Raw genomic sequence first — 17416 nt, forward strand, 5'->3', positions numbered from 1 at the left:
GATACGCCGAACTGCACTGCCACTCGTACTTCAGTTTCCTCGACGGGGCCAGTTCCCCCGCCGAACTCGTCGACGAGGCCGTGCGGCTCGGCTTGAGCGGCCTCGCCGTGACCGACCACGACGGCTTCTACGGGGTCGTCCAGTTCGCCGAGGCGGCCCGCGAGCGGGGCCTGCCGACGGTCTTCGGCGCCGAGCTCAGCTTCGAGCTGCCCTCCCGCCAGACGGGAGTCCCGGACCCCGCCGGGCGGCACCTGCTCGTCCTGGCGCGCAACGCCGCCGGGTACGCGAAGCTGTCGGCGGCGATCGGCGCCGCCTACGAGGAGTCGGGCGGCGGACAGAAGGGACGGCCGGTCTACGACCTGGAATCGCTGGCCGCCGGGGCGGGCGACGACTGGCTCGTCCTCACCGGCTGCCGCAAGGGCTTCCTGCCCGCCGCCCTCACGACCGGGGGGACCGAGGCGGCCGTGCGGGAACTCGACCGGCTCGTCGCGCTGTTCGGGCGCGGGAACGTCGCCGTCGAGCTCACCGACCACGACCTTCCCGACGACGACGAACGCGTCGACGCGCTCGCCGAGATCGCCGCGCGCCTCAGGGTCCCCACCGTCGCGACCAACAACGTCCACTACGCCCAGCCGGCCCGCCAGCCCGTCGCCGCCACGCTCGCCGCGATCCGGGCCCGCCGCCCCCTTGACACCCTCGACGGGTACCTCCCGGCCGCCGCCGGGGCGCACCTGCGCGGCGCCGAGGAGATGTACGCGCGCTTCGCCACCCATCCCAGCGCGGTCGAACGGGCCGCGGAGTTCGCCGCCGAGTGCGCCTTCGACCTGGAACTGATCGCGCCCCGCCTGCCGGAGTTCGCCCCGCCAGGGCACACCGAGATGTCCTGGCTGGCCAAACGCGTCCTGGAAGGAGCCCGCGAGTACTACGGCCCACCCGCCGCCCCCCGGGTGAAGGAGGCCTACCAGCAGCTCGAGACCGAGCTCGCCGTCATCGAGGAGCTCGGCTTCCCCGGCTACTTCCTGATCGTCGACGACATCGCGAAGTTCTGCCGGGACAACAAGATCCTGTGCCAGGGCCGGGGATCGGCGGCCAACTCGGCGGTCTGCTACGCGCTGGGCATCACCAAGGTCGACGCGGTGGCCTACAAGCTCCTCTTCGAGCGCTTCCTGTCCCCGGCCCGCGACGGCTATCCCGACATCGACCTCGACATCGCCTCCGACCGCCGCGAGGAGGTCATCCAGTACGTCTACAAGCGCTACGGCCGCAGCCACGCAGCCATGGTCGCCAACGTGATCTCCTACCGCCCCCGCTCGGCCGTCCGCGACGTCGCCAAGGCCCTCGGGCACACCTCCGAGCGCGCCGAGGGGTGGAGCAAGCAGCTCGACCGCGCCAGGACCGTCGGGGAGTCCGAGGTCGACGAGATCCCGGCCGAGGTCAGCGGCCTCGCCGACGAGATCCGCCGCTTTCCCCGCCACCTCGGCATCCACCCCGGCGGGATGGTCATCTGCGACCGCCCGATCGCGCAGGTGTGCCCGGTGGAGCCGGCCACGATGCCCGACCGCACGGTCCTCCAGTGGGACAAGGACGACTGCGCCTCGGCGGGCCTGGTGAAGTTCGACCTGCTCGGGCTGGGCATGCTCAGCGCGCTGAGCCGGGCGGTGGAGATGGTCGCGCGCCATCACGGCGTCCACATCGACCTGGCGCGGCTGCCGCAGGAGGACCCGGCGACGATGGAGATGCTGTGCGAGGCCGACACCGTCGGTGTCTTCCAGGTCGAGTCGCGGGCGCAGATGTCGACGCTGCCGAGGCTGCGGCCCCAGAACTTCTACGACCTGGCCATCGAGGTCGCGCTGATCCGCCCGGGCCCGATCCAGGGCGGGTCGGTGCACCCTTACCTGGCCCGCCGCGCGGGGGAGCCGTGGAAGCACAAGGTCCCCGAGAAGCTGCGCGAGACCCTCGGCAAGACCTGCGGGGTGCCGCTGTTCCAGGAGCAGCTGATGCAGATGGCCATCGACATCGCCGACTTCGACGCCCAGGAGGCCGACGCCCTGCGCCGGGCGATGGGCTCGAAGCGCTCCGAGGAACGCATGGACGCCCTCAAGGCGAGGCTGTACGCCGGCATGGCGAAGAACGGCGTCGTGGGGGCGCAGGCCGACGAGATCTTCCAGCAGCTGCACGCCTTCGCCGACTTCGGGTTCCCCGAGAGCCACGCGATCAGTTTCGCCTACCTGGTGTACTCCAGCGCCTGGCTCAAGAGGCACTTCCCGGCGGCCTTCACCGCCTCCCTGCTCAACTCACAGCCGATGGGCTTCTACAGCCCCAACACGCTCATCGCCGACGCGCGCAGGCACGGGATCACCGTCCTGCGCCCGGACGTGAACCTCAGCGAGGCCGACGCGGTCCTGGAGGACCTGCCCGGCGCCGGGGAGCAGCCCGTCCCCGCCGACACTCTCGACCCCTGCGCGCAGCTCACCGAGTTCACCTCCCGGCCGATCCCGCAGCCGGCGATCCGGCTCGGCCTGTCCTCGGTGCGCGCGATAAGCACCGCCACCGCCGAGCGGATCGCCGAGGGCCAGCCCTACACCGACCTCCCCGACCTGGCTCGCCGCGCCGGCCTGAACACCGCGCAACTGGAGGCCCTCGCCGTCGCCGACGCCTTCACCTGCCTGGGCCTCGACCGCCGCCAAGCCCTGTGGGCGGCCGGCGCCGCAGCCCGCGAGCGCCCCGACACGCTCCCCGGCACCGCGACCGGCCTGGTCGCGCCGCCGCTGCCGGCGATGAGCCAGGTCGAACTCGCCGGCGCCGACTTCTGGGCGACCGGGGTCTCCCCGCAGTCCCATCCGGTGGAGTTCGTGCGGGAGACCCTCGACGCCGCCGGTGTCCTGCGCGTCGCCGACCTCGCCGGGATCGAGGACAAGACCCGCGTGCGGGTGGCGGGCCTGATCACGCACCGGCAGCGCCCGGGGACGGCCGGCGGCATCACCTTCCTGAGCCTGGAGGACGAGACCGGCATCCTCAACGTCATCTGCTCGCCGGGGCTGTGGCGGCGCCAGCGCAGGCTCGCCCGCACGGCGGTGGGCGTGGTCGTGCGGGGGATGGCCGAGAAGAAGATCACCAAGCCCGCCCCCGGCGACGAACGTCCGCCCGGTGTGGTGATCAACCTCGTCGCCGACCTCCTCGAACCGCTCGACCTGCCGCTGCGGCCGGGGCCCTCCCGCGACTTCCAGTAGGCCCGCGGCAGCCTGTCCGATGTACGTCATAGCGAGGTCGCAACCTGCTATCGGCACTGGTCAGGGGCTTTGTCAACGCCAACGTCACCCTTGTGCGCTGTCGGATCCTGCATTGTTAACGCCTTTGAGCACTGTCCACACTGTGAGCTCACCGAGTGTCCGCCACCTATCAGCCCCACCTCCTGCCCCCTCCTGGAGGCCACATGACACCGGTATCGCCGCCCGGCCGAAACGGCCAGTTCCCGACCGGCTCGGGCGACCGACCGATGCGTGCCGACGCCCGCCGCAACCGAGCCAGGATCCTGGCCGCCGCCGAAGAAGTGTTCACCGCGAAAGGTGCCGGAGCCTCCACCGAGGAGGTCGCCCGGCTCGCCGGAGTCGGCATCGGCACCGTGTTCCGGCATTTCCCGACCAAAGAGGACCTCCTCAAGGCCATCGTCACCGCCAGCGTGCTGCGCCTTGCCGAACAGACACAGATCCTGCTCGCCGAGGGCGAGCCGCAGGAGGCGTTCTTCGCCTTCTTCGCCGGCATGGTCGAGCAGGCCGCCGGGAAGAAGGCGATCGTCGACCTGCTGGGCGACGCCGCTTCCGGCATGAACGCGGCCAATCCCGTCAACGCCTGGCGTCAGGCGATCGAGGCGCTGCTCGTCCGGGCGCAGCTTTCGGGGGGCGTCCGCGAGGACGTGCGCCCGCCGGAAGTGCTGGCGGTCCTGCTCGGCACCTGCCAGGCGGCGCTGGCCGTCGGGTGGGACCCGGAGCTGCAGGAACGCGTGCTGTCGATCGTCTTCGACGGCCTGCGCCCGCACTGAACCGCCGGTCTCCTTGTCTCGCGGGGTATCGGAGCGAAAAACTACACGAACGATCGTGCTAATATTTCGCCCGACACCCCGCGAACGAGGAGAGTCCACATGAGCATCGCCGCCGCCCTCGTCGGGGGCACGCTGAACACCACGTCCCTGGCCAGTCGCCGCCTGGCCGGCCGGGGCGCTTTCGCCCTGTTCAGCACCCCCCTGCGCCGGGGACGGCTCCGCCCGGCCGAACTCGACCAGATCGCCGGAGCCCGGACCGCCACGATGACCGTCGAGGGCAAGTCCGTCCGAACCTACCGATGGGGGAGCGGTGAGCGGCCGATCCTGTTCGTGCACGGATGGTGGTCGCGGGGTTCGCGCGTCGCGCCCCTCGTTCCCGGCCTGCTCGCCCGCGGCTACAGTCCGATCTCCTTCGACGCGCCCGGCCACGGCGAGTCGGGCGGGCGCAGCACCACGATCATGGAGTACCGGGAGATCATCCGCCGTCTGCACGCCGAGTACGGCGACTTCGAGGCCATCGTCGCGCACTCCTTCGGTGTGGCGGCCTCGTTCTACGCGCTGCGCGACGAGGTGAGGGCCGGCCGCCTGGTCGGCGTCAGCGGCGTCGGCGAGTTCGGCTACCTGCTGGAGAAGTTCTCCGGGCATCTGAAGCTGCGCGACCGGGTCTCCGGCGAGCTGCGGCGCCTGATCGAGGACGGGCTGTTCCCCGGCCGTCCCGACATCTGGCGCAACTTCTCGGCGACCCACCGGCCCGAGGAGTTCGACCTGCCGATCCTGCTGATCCACGACGACGGGGACTCGATGGTGCTGCCGGAGCAGTCCCGGCGGATCGCCGCCGCCCACGGCGACCGGGTACGGCTCATCGTCACCAACGGCCTGGGGCACAACAAGATCCTCGCCGACCCGGGCGTGGTCGACACGGTCCTGCACTTTCTCGACAGCTAGGGCTTGTCCGGTGGGTCTTGTGGGCCCCGCAGTGATCCGCCGGGCACGCTGCACCGCCCACCGTCGTGTGGACCCGCCAGTGGATGCGATCGGCTACAAAGGACGGATGCGTCGCTCTCCGGGTTCGTCGACCGTGGCCCTGATTCTGCTCGGATCGGTGGCGCTCGGGCTCGTAACCAACGTGGCAAGCTCCGAGCTGCCCGCCCCACTGCTGCCGTACCGGGGATGGTCGTGGGTCCTCCTCTGCCTGGTGACGGGCGCGGTGATTTGGTTGACCCTCCGCTCAGAACGCATGCAGGACGTCCGTCTCAGCGGCAACCCACGCCGGACTCGCGAGGTGCTGGCACGAAACCAGCGGGCGGCTTGGATCGGAGGGCTGCTCGATCGGTCCCTGTACGCCGAAGCCCGCATTCAACTCGCCCTGGATACCGACCTTTCTGAGCCTCACCCTTGGGGCATCGATATCGCCGAAGCCGGCAGCGAACCGCGACCAGTCCCACAGGGCACGGACATTGTCGAGATCTTCCGCGACGACCTTCGTGAACAGATGCTCATCGTCGGTGCCCCCGGCTCCGGCAAGACCACGACGATGCTCGAAGTCCTCGTGGCGCTCCTCGACGCGGCACAGGATCCCGGCGAACGCCTGCCACTGATGATCAACCTGTCGGCATGGGGCAACTCGAACATGTCCTTCAGCGAATGGCTGGCTGCCGAGGCAGCTTCCCGGTATCAGGTCCCGGCCGCTCAAGTCCAGGAGTGGATCACGGGTGACGAACTCATTCTGCTTCTGGACGGGCTCGACGAGGTCGCCGATGGCGCGCGAGAATCGTGTGTGGCAGCGATCAACGAGTTCCGTGCGATCCATCCGACGGTGGCTATCGCAGTCTGCTGTCGCGAGGAGCAGTACGGCGCCCTGGAAACGAAGTTGCGCCTACGCGGTCGGGTACGCATCAAGCCGCTGACACCTGGGGACGTCGATGCCTTCCTGCACAAACACGGGTTGCGACACGCCATTGCAGTCCTGGACTCCGACACCGAGTTGCGCGCCCTGGTGACCTCGCCATTACTGCTCAGTGTGCTGATGCTCGCCTATCGCGATGCTCCGGACAGGCCTGCTTGCGATGAGGAACCGATGAGCAGACTGTTCACCCAGTACATCAGGCGCGTGCTCGCCCAGCGAACCAGTAGCCGCTTCCCATCCGAGCGGCTACTGATCCAGCTGGCATTTATCGCCGAACGGTTGCGGCGCACCCATCAAACGCTGTTCGCCTTCGATGCCATCGACTCGACTTGGCGCCCCGGGTCGGGCGTCAACGTGTCACCGGGAAGCCTCCGGGCTGTCGGCTACACGGGGGTGCTCGGGCTTCTCGGCTGGTGGTGGGCAGGTTGGCTGGGACTCCTCCTCGGTGTTGCCACCGGGCTGGCGTTCCTCAACCCAAATGACCGGAAGGTCAATACCGTCGACCTCAGTGCCGCTTCCCGATCCAGTATCCGAGGCTCGTACCTCCACAGGGGAGTCTTGGAGGCTTTGCGGATCGGGCGCGTGGAGCTAAGACGTGATCGCGCGCTCATGTTCAGGAAATGGGCCTTTCGAGGCGTCATTAAATACAGCTGGTTCTTCAGCGCGACAACAGCGCTGGTCACCCTCGTACATCACGGTGTGTTCGCCGCCTTGTGGTGCGGAGCAATCGCCTGGGCGGCCGTCTGGCTGACCGCCGCCACAGTGAGAGGCGCGTGGGTCCAGTACGCGGCACCGAGAGCGTCGTTCAGGGAGGTACCGTCTCGGAAGGCTCGGGGTGCCAGGGAGCGCGGCCTCATCCACGCCCTGTTCGGTGCAGTCACCACGTTCGCGTTCGGCCTCACGGCGAGCGTGTTCAACGGATTCACCTCGGCGGTGCCGTTCGCCACGCTGATCGGCTCGACGGTGTTCTGCTACATGATGCATTGCCTTGGTGGCCGGGCCGTGACGGAACAGCGAGCTACCCGACAGCGTCTGGCAGGCGCGGGACTCCTCGCTTATCCTGCGCGCCCATGGCTTGACCACGCCGGCGAAGCCCTCCTGCTTCGGCGCGTGGGTCAGGACTACCTGTTCGTCCATCTGCTCATTCGAGACCACCTCGCCGATCTGGCTCCCCAGGGCGTGCCCGACAGAATCCGTATCGCCCGAATTCTCGACACGAAGGGTTGACCACCCGGCGTGCTCACAGCGAAATCCGGCCAACTGAAACAAGGTTTTCTGATCGAGGCCCCGGGGATCGCCAACCGGTGGAGTCGCGGTGGGTGCGGTTCCTCGACCTCCACTATCTGGACGCCGACGCGGCACTCGTTCACCGCGATCTCGGCTGCGGGAGGGCGTGCCCTGCGCCTGCTCGGCGATGTCCGCAGTGAGCGTTCGGTTCAGGCGTCGCGGGATTTCCGGTCGAGGTTGCGCCTCGTCGCGGGGAGAGCGTGGTGCGCGCATCTCTCTGCCAAGCCGGCCTCATCATCGCCGCCATCATGGTCCGGTTCCCATGATCCACAGGACAGGGGCTAGGGCGTGTTTGCAAAGGTGGGTAGCCATTGGTGGATGGCGGCGAGGGTGATGGCTGCCTGGTAGGACTGGCTGGTCTTGTCGTATCGGGTGGCGATGCCGCGCCATTGCTTCAATCGGTTGAAGCAGCGTTCGACGACGTTGCGATGTTTGTAGGTGTGCTGGTTGAAGGCGGGTGGTCTGCCGCCCCGGCTGCCTCGGCGGGCGCGTCCTGCCTGCTGGTCACGCCTTTCGGGAATGGTGTGGGCGATGCCGCGCCTGCGCAGGTATCGCCGGATGGCTCGGGTGGAGTAGCCCTTGTCGGCGATGACGTGGTCGGGCCGGGTGCGGGGCCGCCCCGGTCCGATGCGGGCGATGCTGACCGAGTCCATGACCTGCTCGAAGCGGGTGCAGTCATTGACGTTGCCCGCCGAGAGCACGAAGGCCAGAAGGCGGCCGTTCCCATCGGCGGCGAGGTGGATCTTCGTGGTTAATCCACCACGGGATCGTCCGATGGCGTGAACCGATTCGCCCGAATCACTCCGCCCCCTTTAGCGCCAGCCGCGTGCTGATGAGCACGCGTGATCGTCGAATCGATCGAGACGAGCCAGTCCACGTCGCCACGCGCGTCAGCGTCGGCCTGGAGCCCGGCCAGCAGCCGCTGAAACGTCCCATCCAACGCCCACCTGCGAAAACGCGCATAGACACTCCGCCAGGGGCCATAACGCTCGGGGACGTCCCGCCAGGGCGCACCCGACCGGATCTTCCACACGATCCCGTTCAACACCCGCCGGTCGTCCATCCGCGGCCGGCCACCCTGCATCACCGGCGGCAGCAACCCCACCAGCACATCCCACTCAGCATCCGACAACTCATACCGACGAATCACCCACCCATCATCCCACCCCTTTGCAAACACGCCCTAGGCGAGCATCCGCTCGATGGCGCGCGCGGCCCATTCGTAGGGCCTCGCGTCGCCGGGCTCGCGCAGCAGCGAGTCGCCGTTGGCGCCCTCCATCATCGAGATGAGCTCGAAGGCCAGCTGCGGGCCGTCGGGGTCGGGTGGCAGTTCGCCCTTGCCGATCGCGGCGGCCGCGGTCTGTTCGACGAAGGCGGTCCACTCGATCCGCGCGGCCACGACGGCGTCGCGCACCGGGCCCGGCCGTGAGTCGAACTCGGCCGCCACGGCGAAGAAGAAGCAGCCGCCGGGGAAGACCCGCTCGCGTGAGTACGCCAGCCAGTTCGCGCACACCGCCCGCAGGCGCGGCAGCCCGTCGTCGAGGCTCATGGCGGGCAGGGCTATGTGGTCGAGGAAGATGCGCCGGGCCGCGCGGATCGTGGCCAGTTGCAGCTCCTCCTTCGAACCGAACAGCGCGAAGACGCCGCTCTTGCTCAGGGAGAGTTCGGTGGCCAGGCGCCCGATGGTGAGGCCGCTGAGCCCTTCGACGGAGGCGAGGTCGGCGGTGTGGCGCAGGACCGTGCGGCGGGTCTGGTTGCCGCGCTCGACGCGTCCGTCCGCCGATGGGGTGTCCATGGACGGCCTCCTTTCCGGGAATGGGTCAAGCGTAGTGAACGAACGATCGTGCCGCGAAGACGTCCATCCTCGCGTCCTGCCCGGCCACGGTCGCGCTCCTGCGCGACCCGTCGAGGTGAGCGGCTCGCTGCTGTCGAACCACATCGTCGCCTCGAACAGGCCGGGCACGTCGAGATCACCAAGGGCGACCCCCGGCGGCGCCGGTCAGCCGTTGAGGTAGGCCAGCACCGCGAGCACGCGCCGGTTGTCGTCCTCCGACTGCGGCAGGTCGAGCTTGCGGAAGATGTTGGCCGTGTGCTTGCCCACGGCCTTCTCGGTGATGTACAGGCTGGCCGCGATCGAGGCGTTCGACCGGCCCTCGGCCATCAGCCCGAGCACCTCGCGCTCGCGGGCGGTCAGCGCGTCCATCGCGTGCTGCCCGCGCCCGCTGAGGAGCTGAGCGACGACCTCGGGGTCCATCACGGTGCCGCCGGAGGCGACCCGGTGCACGGCGTCGATGAAGGTCGCGATGTTCGAGACACGGTCTTTGAGCAGGTAGCCGACGCCGCCGGTGCGGTCCGACATCAGCTCGCGCGCGTAGAGCTGCTCGACGTACTGCGACAGCACCAGCACCGGCAGGCCCGGGATCTGCTGGCGGGCCTCGATGGCCGCGCGCACTCCCTCGTCGGTGAAGGTCGGGGGGAGCCGCACGTCGACGACGGCGACGTCGGGCCGGTGGGTGAGCAGGGACCGTTGCAGCGAAGGGCCGTTGTCGACGGCGTCGACCACCTCGATGTCGTGGGCCGACAGCAGGCGGATCAGTCCGTCCCGCAGCAGGGCGTGGTCCTCGGCCAGTACCGCTCGCACAAAGACTCCATCGGTAGGTGTCGACGCTTGGGACCGAAGCGTATCCAGTCGCGCCGAACGCCTGTGCGGCCGCCGTCAGGGCGGCCGCACAGGCGTCACCGACTATCTCGGCTCGCGGTCGGGGAGCAGGTCGACGTCCAGGTCGCAGGGGATCTCGATGGTCACGATCGTCGGACCGCCCACGGGGCTCTTGACAGTGAGGGTCCCGTCGAAGGCCGACAGGCGCTTGGCGACGCCGTCGAGCCCGCCACCGGGCGTGATGGAGGCACCGCCGGGGCCGTTGTCGCCGACCAGGATCGCCAGCTGCCCCCGCACGTACATGACCCGCACCCAGGCGCGCTGTGCCCCGCCGTGCTTGGTGGAGTTGGTCAGCAGCTCGGCGATCGCGAAGTAGGCCGCCGACTCCACCGGCTGCGGCGGGCGGCCGCTGAGGCTGATGTCGACCTCGACCTCGCCGGAGTGGTTGAGCGCCAGTGCCCGCACGGCTCCGTCGAGGCCGCGGTCGGCGAGCAGCGGCGGGTGGATGCCGCGGACCAGGTTGCGCAGCTCGACGAGGGCCTCGACGCTGTTGTCGCGGGCCTCGGCGAGCAGTTTCGCCGCCGCCTTCGGGTTGCGCTCCATCATCTCCTCGGCCATGCCGAGGCTCATGCCGAGCGCCACGAGGCGTGCCTGCGCGCCGTCGTGCAGGTCCCGTTCGATGCGCCGGATCTCGGCGGCCTGCGTGTCGACGGTCTCGGCGCGCGAGACGGTCAGCACACGGACCCGGTCGACCAGCCGCGTCTCGGTCGTCGGGCCCAGCAGCGAAGACGAGAGCAGCCCGTAGAGCTTCATGAGCAGCGGGCTGAGCCAGAACCACAGCCCGAGGTAGATCAGGCCCATCGGGATGCCGTAGACGGCGGCCGAGCCGCTGTCGTGGACCTCGACGAAGCCGGTGACGCCGATCATCTCGACGGCGGCGTTCTCCGGCAGCGCCCGCCACCACAGCGGCATGGTCAGCGCGCCGAGGCCGGCCACGAACATCGTCCAGTTGATCACCATCATCGAGACCCCGGCGGTCCCGTTGACCCACAGCCAGGCGTGGTCACGCCAGGTCGCGGGGTCCTTGAGGGCGGCGAACACCCGCGCGTGCAGTCCGCGGTCGGGGTCGGGGAGATAGGGGCGTTCTATCCGGATTCCGAGGCGCCGGCCGATCCACAGCCGGTGCATGTCGGTGAAGTTCCGGGTGAAAAGCGCCAGTGCCAGCAGTATCGGCAGCCCGACCCACAGGGGGACCAGGCCGAGCGCCACGATCACCAGGACTCCGAGCACGATTCCGCCGAGGGCGGTGAACATGAGCATGAACGACATGCCCAGCAGTTCGAATCGGCCCGCGACCCGCTTGCGATCTTCGACCATTGCGTCTCCCTCCATGTCGTTCATTGTTCCCGTCCGCGGTGATCGGCGGCGGTGGGCCTAGCCCCCCTCGTGATCGGGCGTCTGAGCCCCCGCCGATGGGGAGCCTGAGCCCAATGACGCGGGCTCTCGGCCCGGCGAGTGTTGGGCACGACACCGGAGTTCGTCCAATGGGGACGCTCGGAGGGGAGAAAGACGATGAAGAGGTCCGTGACCACGCGCATGGCGCAGTGGAGCGCGCGGCACCCTGGCTGGGCGGTGGGGCTGTGGCTGATATTCGTGGCCGCGACCTTCGCGCTCGGCAACGTCGTGGAGACGAAGGAGGCCACCGGGACCGAGCTGGGCGTCGGCGAGTCGCAGCACGCCGACGAGATCAGGGACTCCGGCGACTTCCCCGACCCCGACACCGACAACGTCCTGATCACACCGCTGAACGGCGCCTGGGACGAGGCCGCGGCGACCGCCGCCGCCGAGGACGTCGCCGAACGCCTCGCCGCCCACCCCGAGGTCGCCGAGGTCGGCGACCCCACTCCCTCGCCCACGGGAGAGGCGCTGCTGGTGCCCGTCACCTTCGGCGAGGACGTCGACGGCGAGGAGACCGTGCCTCTGCTCCAGACCGACGTCACCGCCGTGGCCGGAGAACACGCGAACCTGCGCGTCGAACTCATCGGCGGCGCCTCCATCGACAAGGGCATCAACGACCTCGTCGACAGCGACCTCGGCAAGGCCGGGATCATCAGCCTCCCGCTGACCCTCGGCATCCTCCTGCTCGCCTTCGGCGCGATCATCGCCGCCGGAGTGCCGCTGCTCCTGGCCCTGTCGGCGGTGTTCTCCGCGATGGGCCTGTGGGCCGTGGCCTCCCAGGTCTTCCCCGACCCGGGCACGGTCATGCACGTCATCCTGCTGGTCGGCATGGCCGTCGGCGTCGACTACTCCCTCTTCTACCTCAAGCGCGAGCGAGAGGAACGGGCGAAGGGCCGCAGCCACCTCGACGCCGTCGCCATCGCCGCCGAGACCTCCGGCCGCTCCGTGGTCGTCTCCGGTCTCGCCGTCATCGTCTCCATGGCGGGCCTGTACCTCGCCGGCGACCCGGTCTTCAACGGCCTCGGCTCCGGCGCGATCATCGTGGTCGCCGTGGCCATGCTCGGCTCGCTGACCGTGCTCCCCGCCGCCCTGTCGAAGCTCGGCCGCGCCGTGGACCGCCCCCGCGTCCCCTTCGTCTGGCGGCTCACCAACCGCGCCTACAGCCCCGACCACCAGCCGCGCATGTGGCCCGCCCTGCTCAAGCCCGCCCTGCGCGCCCCGAAGATCACCCTCGTGCTCGCCCTCGCGGCGATGGCGGCCCTCGCGGTGTTCGCCCTCGACATGAAGCCCAAGAACAGCGAACTGGAGGACTTCCCGCCGGACATGCCCACCATCCAGGCGTACAACCGGCTCACCACCGCCTTCCCCAGTGAGGGCAACACCCACTGGGTCATGGTGAAGGCCGACGCCTCCCAGGCCGAGGAGGTCAACGCCGCCCTCACCGACCTCAACGCCCGCGCCGACGCCGACGACCTCTTCGCCGCCGAGGCCGAGCCCCGCATCGAGGTCTCCGCCGACGGCACCGTGACCACCCTCGCGTTGCCCGTCGTGTGGAGCACCGGGACCGACGGCGCCACCGACTCGCTCAACGAGCTGCGCGGCATCCTCGTGCCCGAAACCGTCGGGACGGTCGACGGCGCCGACTACGCCGTCGGCGGAGGCATCGCCGGCGACATCGACTACGTCGAGCACCAGCGGGCCGCGCTGCCCCTGGTCATCGGCTTCGTCGTGCTGCTGACCTTCCTGATGATGGCCGTGGCCTTCAAGTCGATCGTGGTCGCCGCCGTGGCCGCCGTGCTCAACATGATCTCGGCCGCGGCCGCCTTCGGGGTGCTGGTCCTGGTGTTCCAGAAGACCTGGGCCGAGAAGCTGCTCGACTTCAACTCCAACGGGCACGTGGTCACCTGGATCCCGCTGTTCCTGTTCGTGATCCTGTTCGGCCTGTCGATGGACTACCACGTGTTCGTCGTCAGCCGCATCCGCGAAGCCGTGCAGCAGGGCATGACGACCCGCGACGCCGTCGCCTACGGCATCAGCCGCACCGCGGGCGTGGTCACCAGCGCGGCGATCGTCATGGTCGCGGTGTTCGGGGTGTTCGCCAGCCTGAGCATGGTGGAGATGAAGCAGATCGGTGTCGGCCTGTCGGTGGCGATCCTCATCGACGCCACCGTCGTGCGGATCTTCCTGCTCCCGTCGATCATGACGCTGCTGGGCCGCGCGAACTGGTGGCCCTCGAAGCTCGGGCGCCTCACCCCGGGCACCGCCCCGGCGACGGCCGTACCGCCGCCCGTCGAGGTCCTGGCCGGTTCGCACCGCTGACACCCGCCCGCAACACCTCGCGGCCCGGGCCGAACGCCCGGGCCGCGAGCCCCGCTCCACCCGAACCTGCCAGAGTAGGACGATGACCAACGCGCCCACCGCCGTCACCGAACTCTTCCGCGCCGCCGTCGCGGGGGACAACGCGGCCATCGACATCGCCACCTCCCGGCTCGACGCCGACGGCTGGGCCGGTTCGGTCCGGCACGTCTTCGCCGTCTTCGGCAAGGCCGTCCAGCTCCGCTTCCCCGAGGACTACACCCGCGCCGACGTCGTCCGCTTCGTCGCCGACGTCCGCGTCGCCAGCCACGACCCCTCCACCATGTCGGCCGACGTCGCCGAGGAACTCGTCCTGGTCGCCCTCGGCGAGTCCGAGCTCGACCCCGAGCTCGGCTTCGAGGAGGTCATCACCCCGCAGATCTCCCTCGCCGTGGCGATCCTGCGCGAGGAGCGGCTCTCCGAGGCCGAACTCGAGATCTTCTTCGCCGACGTCGAACGCCAGGTAGAGGGCTGGCTGGCCGCCGACCGGGAGTCCTGAGCGAGCGCGGGGACCTGCGCGCGACACGGCCCGGCGCGCCGGTGAACGGCTAAGCTGCCCAGCAGCAGCCGCATCGCCGAAAGGGACCGAAGTGCACCGCATCCTCGCGCACACAACCCCGCGCAACGTGGTCGTCTGGTCGGTGCTCGACGCGGAACTCGCCGCGCACGACAAGCCGCTGACCATCGTCGACGTCGGCGGCGGCACCGGCGGCATGGCAGTGCCCCTGGCCGAAGCCGGCCACCACGTGACCGTCGTCGACACCAGCCCCAACGCCCTGGCCGGCCTCACCCGCCGCGCCACCGAGGCCGGCGTCGCCCAGCGCATCCGCGCCGTGCAGGGCGACGCCGACGCCCTCGCCGACGTCGTCGACGCCGAGTCGGCCGACCTCGTGCTCTGCCACAACGTGCTGGAGATGGTCGACGCCCCCGACAAGGCCATGACCTCGGTAGCCTCGGTCCTGCGCCCCGGTGGCGCCGTCAGCGTCCTGGTCGCCAACCGCGCCGCGGCCGTCCTCGCCCGCGCCCTCGGTGGCCACCTGCGCCTCGCCCAGGAGATCCTCGGCGACGCCGACGGCCGCGCCGGCACCCGCGACACGCTGTCCCGGCGCTTCGAGCTCACCGGCATCACCGCCCTCGTCGAGCAGTCCGGACTGGCGATCGAACAGGTGCACGGCGTGCGCGTCATCGCCGACCTCGTTCCCGGCGGCTCCGACACCGAGGGCGCCACCGCCGACGCCCTGCGCGACTTCGAGCTCGCCACCGCCGCGCGGCTGCCCTACCGCGACATCGCCAGCCAGCTCCACCTGCTCGCCCGCCGCCCCCTCACGCTCGCGGACGGCACATGAACGAGCTCGACACCTACCCGCCGCGCTATGGGTCGGCCAGCCTCGCCGACATCCTGCCGTCGGCGCTGGCCGTCCTCGGCGTGCCCGGCAACCCCGACGTCCTCGGCCTCACCGACGGCCCCCTCGCCGGCGCCCGGCGGGTCGCGGTCCTGCTCGTCGACGGCCTCGGCCACCGGCTGCTCGACCAGGCCGCGGCCGTCGCGCCGACCCTCGCGGAGTTCACCTCCGGCCGGCTCGGCTCACTGCGGCCGCTGACCGCCGGGTTCCCCTCGACCACACCGGTCAGCCTCGTCACGCTCGGTACCGGCATGCCTCCCGGCGCGCACGGCGTCGTCGGCTTCACCCTCAACATCCCCGAGACCGAGCGGGTCCTCAACCACATCCGCTGGGACGGCGACCCCGACCCGATGCTGTGGCAGCCGCTGGAGACGCGCTTCCAGCGGGCCGCCGCCGACGGCGTCGCGGTGAGCGTCGTCAGCCGCCCCGACTACGACGGTTCCGGCCTGACCACCTCGGCCTTCCGCGGAGCGTCCTACCGGGGCGCCTCCGGCCCCGACGAGCTCGCCTCGGGCATGCGCGCGGCCTTGGCCGAGGGCGAGCGCTCCTTCGTCTACGGCTATCTGCCCGACGTCGACGCCAACGGCCACTACTTCGGCGTCGACTCCCCGCAGTGGCGCGGCGCCGTCACGGAGGCCGACCGCCTGATCACCATGCTCGCCGACGGTCTTCCCGCCGACACCGCGCTGATCGTCACCGCCGACCACGGCATGATCGACGTCCCCGCCGACGGCCGCGTCGACGTGGCCGCCCACCCCGAGATGCGCCAGGGGGTGCGCCTGATCGCCGGTGAGCCGAGGGTCCGATACGTCCACGTCCAGGCGGGCGCCGCCGGTGACGTCCGCGACACCTGGCGAGCCGTTCTCGGCGAGCGCGCCCTGGTCATGACCCGCGAGGAAGCCGTCGACACAGGCTGGTTCGGGCCGGTCCTGCCGGCCAACGCCGAACGCCTCGGCGACGTGATCGCCGTGTGCGTGGGGCGCGAGGTGATCATCAACGTGCCCGAGGCCGACATGGAGAGCACCGGCGTGCTGCGCGCCTACCACGGGTCGATCACCGCCGCCGAGATGGAGATCCCGCTGCTGACGCTGCGCGGAAACGTCACACCCACCGGTTAGATTGCGGCGGTGACCAGCGGCATCCTGCACGTCGACATGGACGCGTTCTTCGCCTCGTGCGAGACCGCGCGCCGTCCCGAACTGCGCGAGCGGCCGGTCATCGTCGGCGGGCTGGGCGCCCGCGGCGTGGTGAGCGCGGCGAACTACCCCGCCCGCGCCTACGGCGTGCACAGCGCCCTGCCGATGGCGCTGGCCCGGCGGCGCTGCCCGCGCGGAGTCTTCCTCCCACCCGACTTCACCGAGTACAAGCGCGTCTCGGAGTCGGTCATGGCGATCTTCCGCGACGTCACCCCGCTGGTCGAGCCGCTGTCTGTCGACGAGGCCTTCCTCGACGTGCGGGGAGCCCGGCGCCTGTTCGGCGACCCCCGGGAGATCGCCGAGGCGATCAGACGGCGCATCGCCGAGAAGCACGACATCACCTGCACCGTCGGCGTCGCCCCGACCAAGTTCATCGCCAAGCTCGCCTCGACCAAGGCCAAACCCGACGGCCTCCTCGTGGTGGAGCCCGAGGGCGTCCTGGACTTCCTCCACCCCCTTCCCGTGACCGACCTGTGGGGCGTAGGGGAGCGCACGGCGGCCTCCCTGGCCCGCCTGGGGCTCCATACCGTCGGAGACGTCGCCTCGCTGCCCGTGGCGCGCCTGCGGGCCGCGGTCGGGCAGGCCGCCGCGCTCCACCTCCACGAACTCGCCTCGGGCCGCGACCCGCGCCCGGTGAACACCACCCGCGAGGAGAAGTCGGTCGGGGCCGAGACGACTTTCGACACCGACGTATCCGACCCCGACGTCCTGCGGAGGGCACTGCTGGAGCTGTCGGGCAAGGTCGCCGTGCGGGCCAGACGCGCGGGCTATGTCGGCCGCACCGTGACCGTCAAGATCCGTTTCGACGACTTCCGGACGATCACCCGCAGCCGGACGCTGCACACCCCCACCGACGTCGCCCGAGAACTTTTCACCCTCGCCAACGCCCTGGTCACCGAGCATTCCGGCGGTGCGCCGCTGCGCCTCATCGGGGTCCGCCTCGAAGGGCTCGTGGAGACCGGCAGCGTCGCCCGCCAGCCTGTACTCGGCGAACGCGAGCACGGTTGGCGCGACGCCGAGCAGACCGTCGACAGCCTCCGTGAGCGCTTCGGCGCGAAGGTTGTCCGGCCGGCTAGCCTGCTCGACCCCGCCGCGGGCGATCACTAGGTAAAG

General features: G+C 70.3%; 11 protein-coding genes and 2 pseudogenes. 9 read left to right on the plus strand and 4 right to left on the minus strand.

The genetic code is table 11. The annotated features are described in order from the left end of the window. Positions 1 to 2: 2 nt before the first annotated feature. From AB0I28_RS25575 to AB0I28_RS25590, 4 genes and pseudogenes are all read left to right on the plus strand, one after another. A pseudogene (locus tag AB0I28_RS25575) lies at positions 3 to 3230 on the plus strand (error-prone DNA polymerase); the annotation flags it as partial. Between the two features lie 203 nt (positions 3231 to 3433). Next, positions 3434 to 4039, plus strand: a complete 606-nt coding sequence (locus tag AB0I28_RS25580) for a TetR/AcrR family transcriptional regulator (RefSeq protein WP_357497370.1) — start codon at positions 3434 to 3436, stop codon at positions 4037 to 4039. Between the two features lie 99 nt (positions 4040 to 4138). Continuing rightward, on the plus strand, positions 4139 to 4984 hold the full coding sequence (locus AB0I28_RS25585) for an alpha/beta hydrolase (protein ID WP_357497371.1): 846 nt from the start codon (positions 4139 to 4141) through the stop codon (positions 4982 to 4984). Positions 4985 to 5063: 79 nt separating this feature from the next. After that, positions 5064 to 7172 (plus strand): NACHT domain-containing protein, encoded by a 2109-nt coding sequence (locus AB0I28_RS25590; RefSeq protein ID WP_357497373.1) that lies wholly within the window; start codon positions 5064 to 5066, stop codon positions 7170 to 7172. Positions 7173 to 7513: 341 nt separating this feature from the next. Here AB0I28_RS25590 and AB0I28_RS25595 read toward each other — a convergent pair. The 4 genes and pseudogenes from AB0I28_RS25595 to AB0I28_RS25610 all read right to left on the minus strand — a co-directional run bounded on the left by AB0I28_RS25595 (position 7514) and on the right by AB0I28_RS25610 (position 11283). Continuing rightward, positions 7514 to 8379, minus strand: a pseudogene (locus tag AB0I28_RS25595) (IS5 family transposase). A gap of 36 nt (positions 8380 to 8415) precedes the next feature. Continuing rightward, a complete protein-coding gene (locus AB0I28_RS25600; RefSeq protein WP_357497375.1) occupies positions 8416 to 9027 on the minus strand; it encodes a TetR/AcrR family transcriptional regulator in 612 nt (203 codons plus the stop codon). 204 nt (positions 9028 to 9231) lie between these two features. Next, positions 9232 to 9873, minus strand: a complete 642-nt coding sequence (locus AB0I28_RS25605; RefSeq protein ID WP_357497377.1) for a response regulator transcription factor — start codon at positions 9871 to 9873, stop codon at positions 9232 to 9234. A gap of 102 nt (positions 9874 to 9975) precedes the next feature. Next, a complete protein-coding gene (locus AB0I28_RS25610) occupies positions 9976 to 11283 on the minus strand; it encodes a sensor domain-containing protein (RefSeq protein ID WP_357497379.1) in 1308 nt (435 codons plus the stop codon). 180 nt (positions 11284 to 11463) lie between these two features. On the opposite strand from AB0I28_RS25610, the gene AB0I28_RS25615 reads away from it, so the two are divergent. From AB0I28_RS25615 to AB0I28_RS25635, 5 genes are all read left to right on the plus strand, one after another. Continuing rightward, positions 11464 to 13668, plus strand: coding sequence for an MMPL family transporter (locus AB0I28_RS25615; RefSeq protein WP_357497381.1), 2205 nt, complete (start codon positions 11464 to 11466; stop codon positions 13666 to 13668). Positions 13669 to 13750: 82 nt separating this feature from the next. Then, complete coding sequence (locus tag AB0I28_RS25620; protein ID WP_357497383.1) at positions 13751 to 14203, plus strand: hypothetical protein; 453 nt, start codon at positions 13751 to 13753, stop codon at positions 14201 to 14203. A gap of 91 nt (positions 14204 to 14294) precedes the next feature. After that, the gene (locus AB0I28_RS25625; RefSeq protein WP_357497385.1) at positions 14295 to 15050 is read left to right on the plus strand and encodes a methyltransferase domain-containing protein; all 756 of its coding nucleotides are present in this window, start codon (positions 14295 to 14297) and stop codon (positions 15048 to 15050) included. Then, positions 15047 to 16225, plus strand: a complete 1179-nt coding sequence (locus AB0I28_RS25630; RefSeq protein WP_357497386.1) for a nucleotide pyrophosphatase/phosphodiesterase family protein — start codon at positions 15047 to 15049, stop codon at positions 16223 to 16225. The genes AB0I28_RS25625 and AB0I28_RS25630 overlap by 4 nt, the downstream gene beginning before the upstream one ends. A gap of 9 nt (positions 16226 to 16234) precedes the next feature. Next, complete coding sequence (locus AB0I28_RS25635; protein WP_357497388.1) at positions 16235 to 17410, plus strand: DNA polymerase IV; 1176 nt, start codon at positions 16235 to 16237, stop codon at positions 17408 to 17410. Positions 17411 to 17416 lie beyond the last annotated feature (6 nt).

It is taken from the genome of Phytomonospora sp. NPDC050363 (assembly GCF_040655735.1).
Taxonomy (GTDB): Bacteria; Actinomycetota; Actinomycetes; order Mycobacteriales; family Micromonosporaceae; genus Phytomonospora.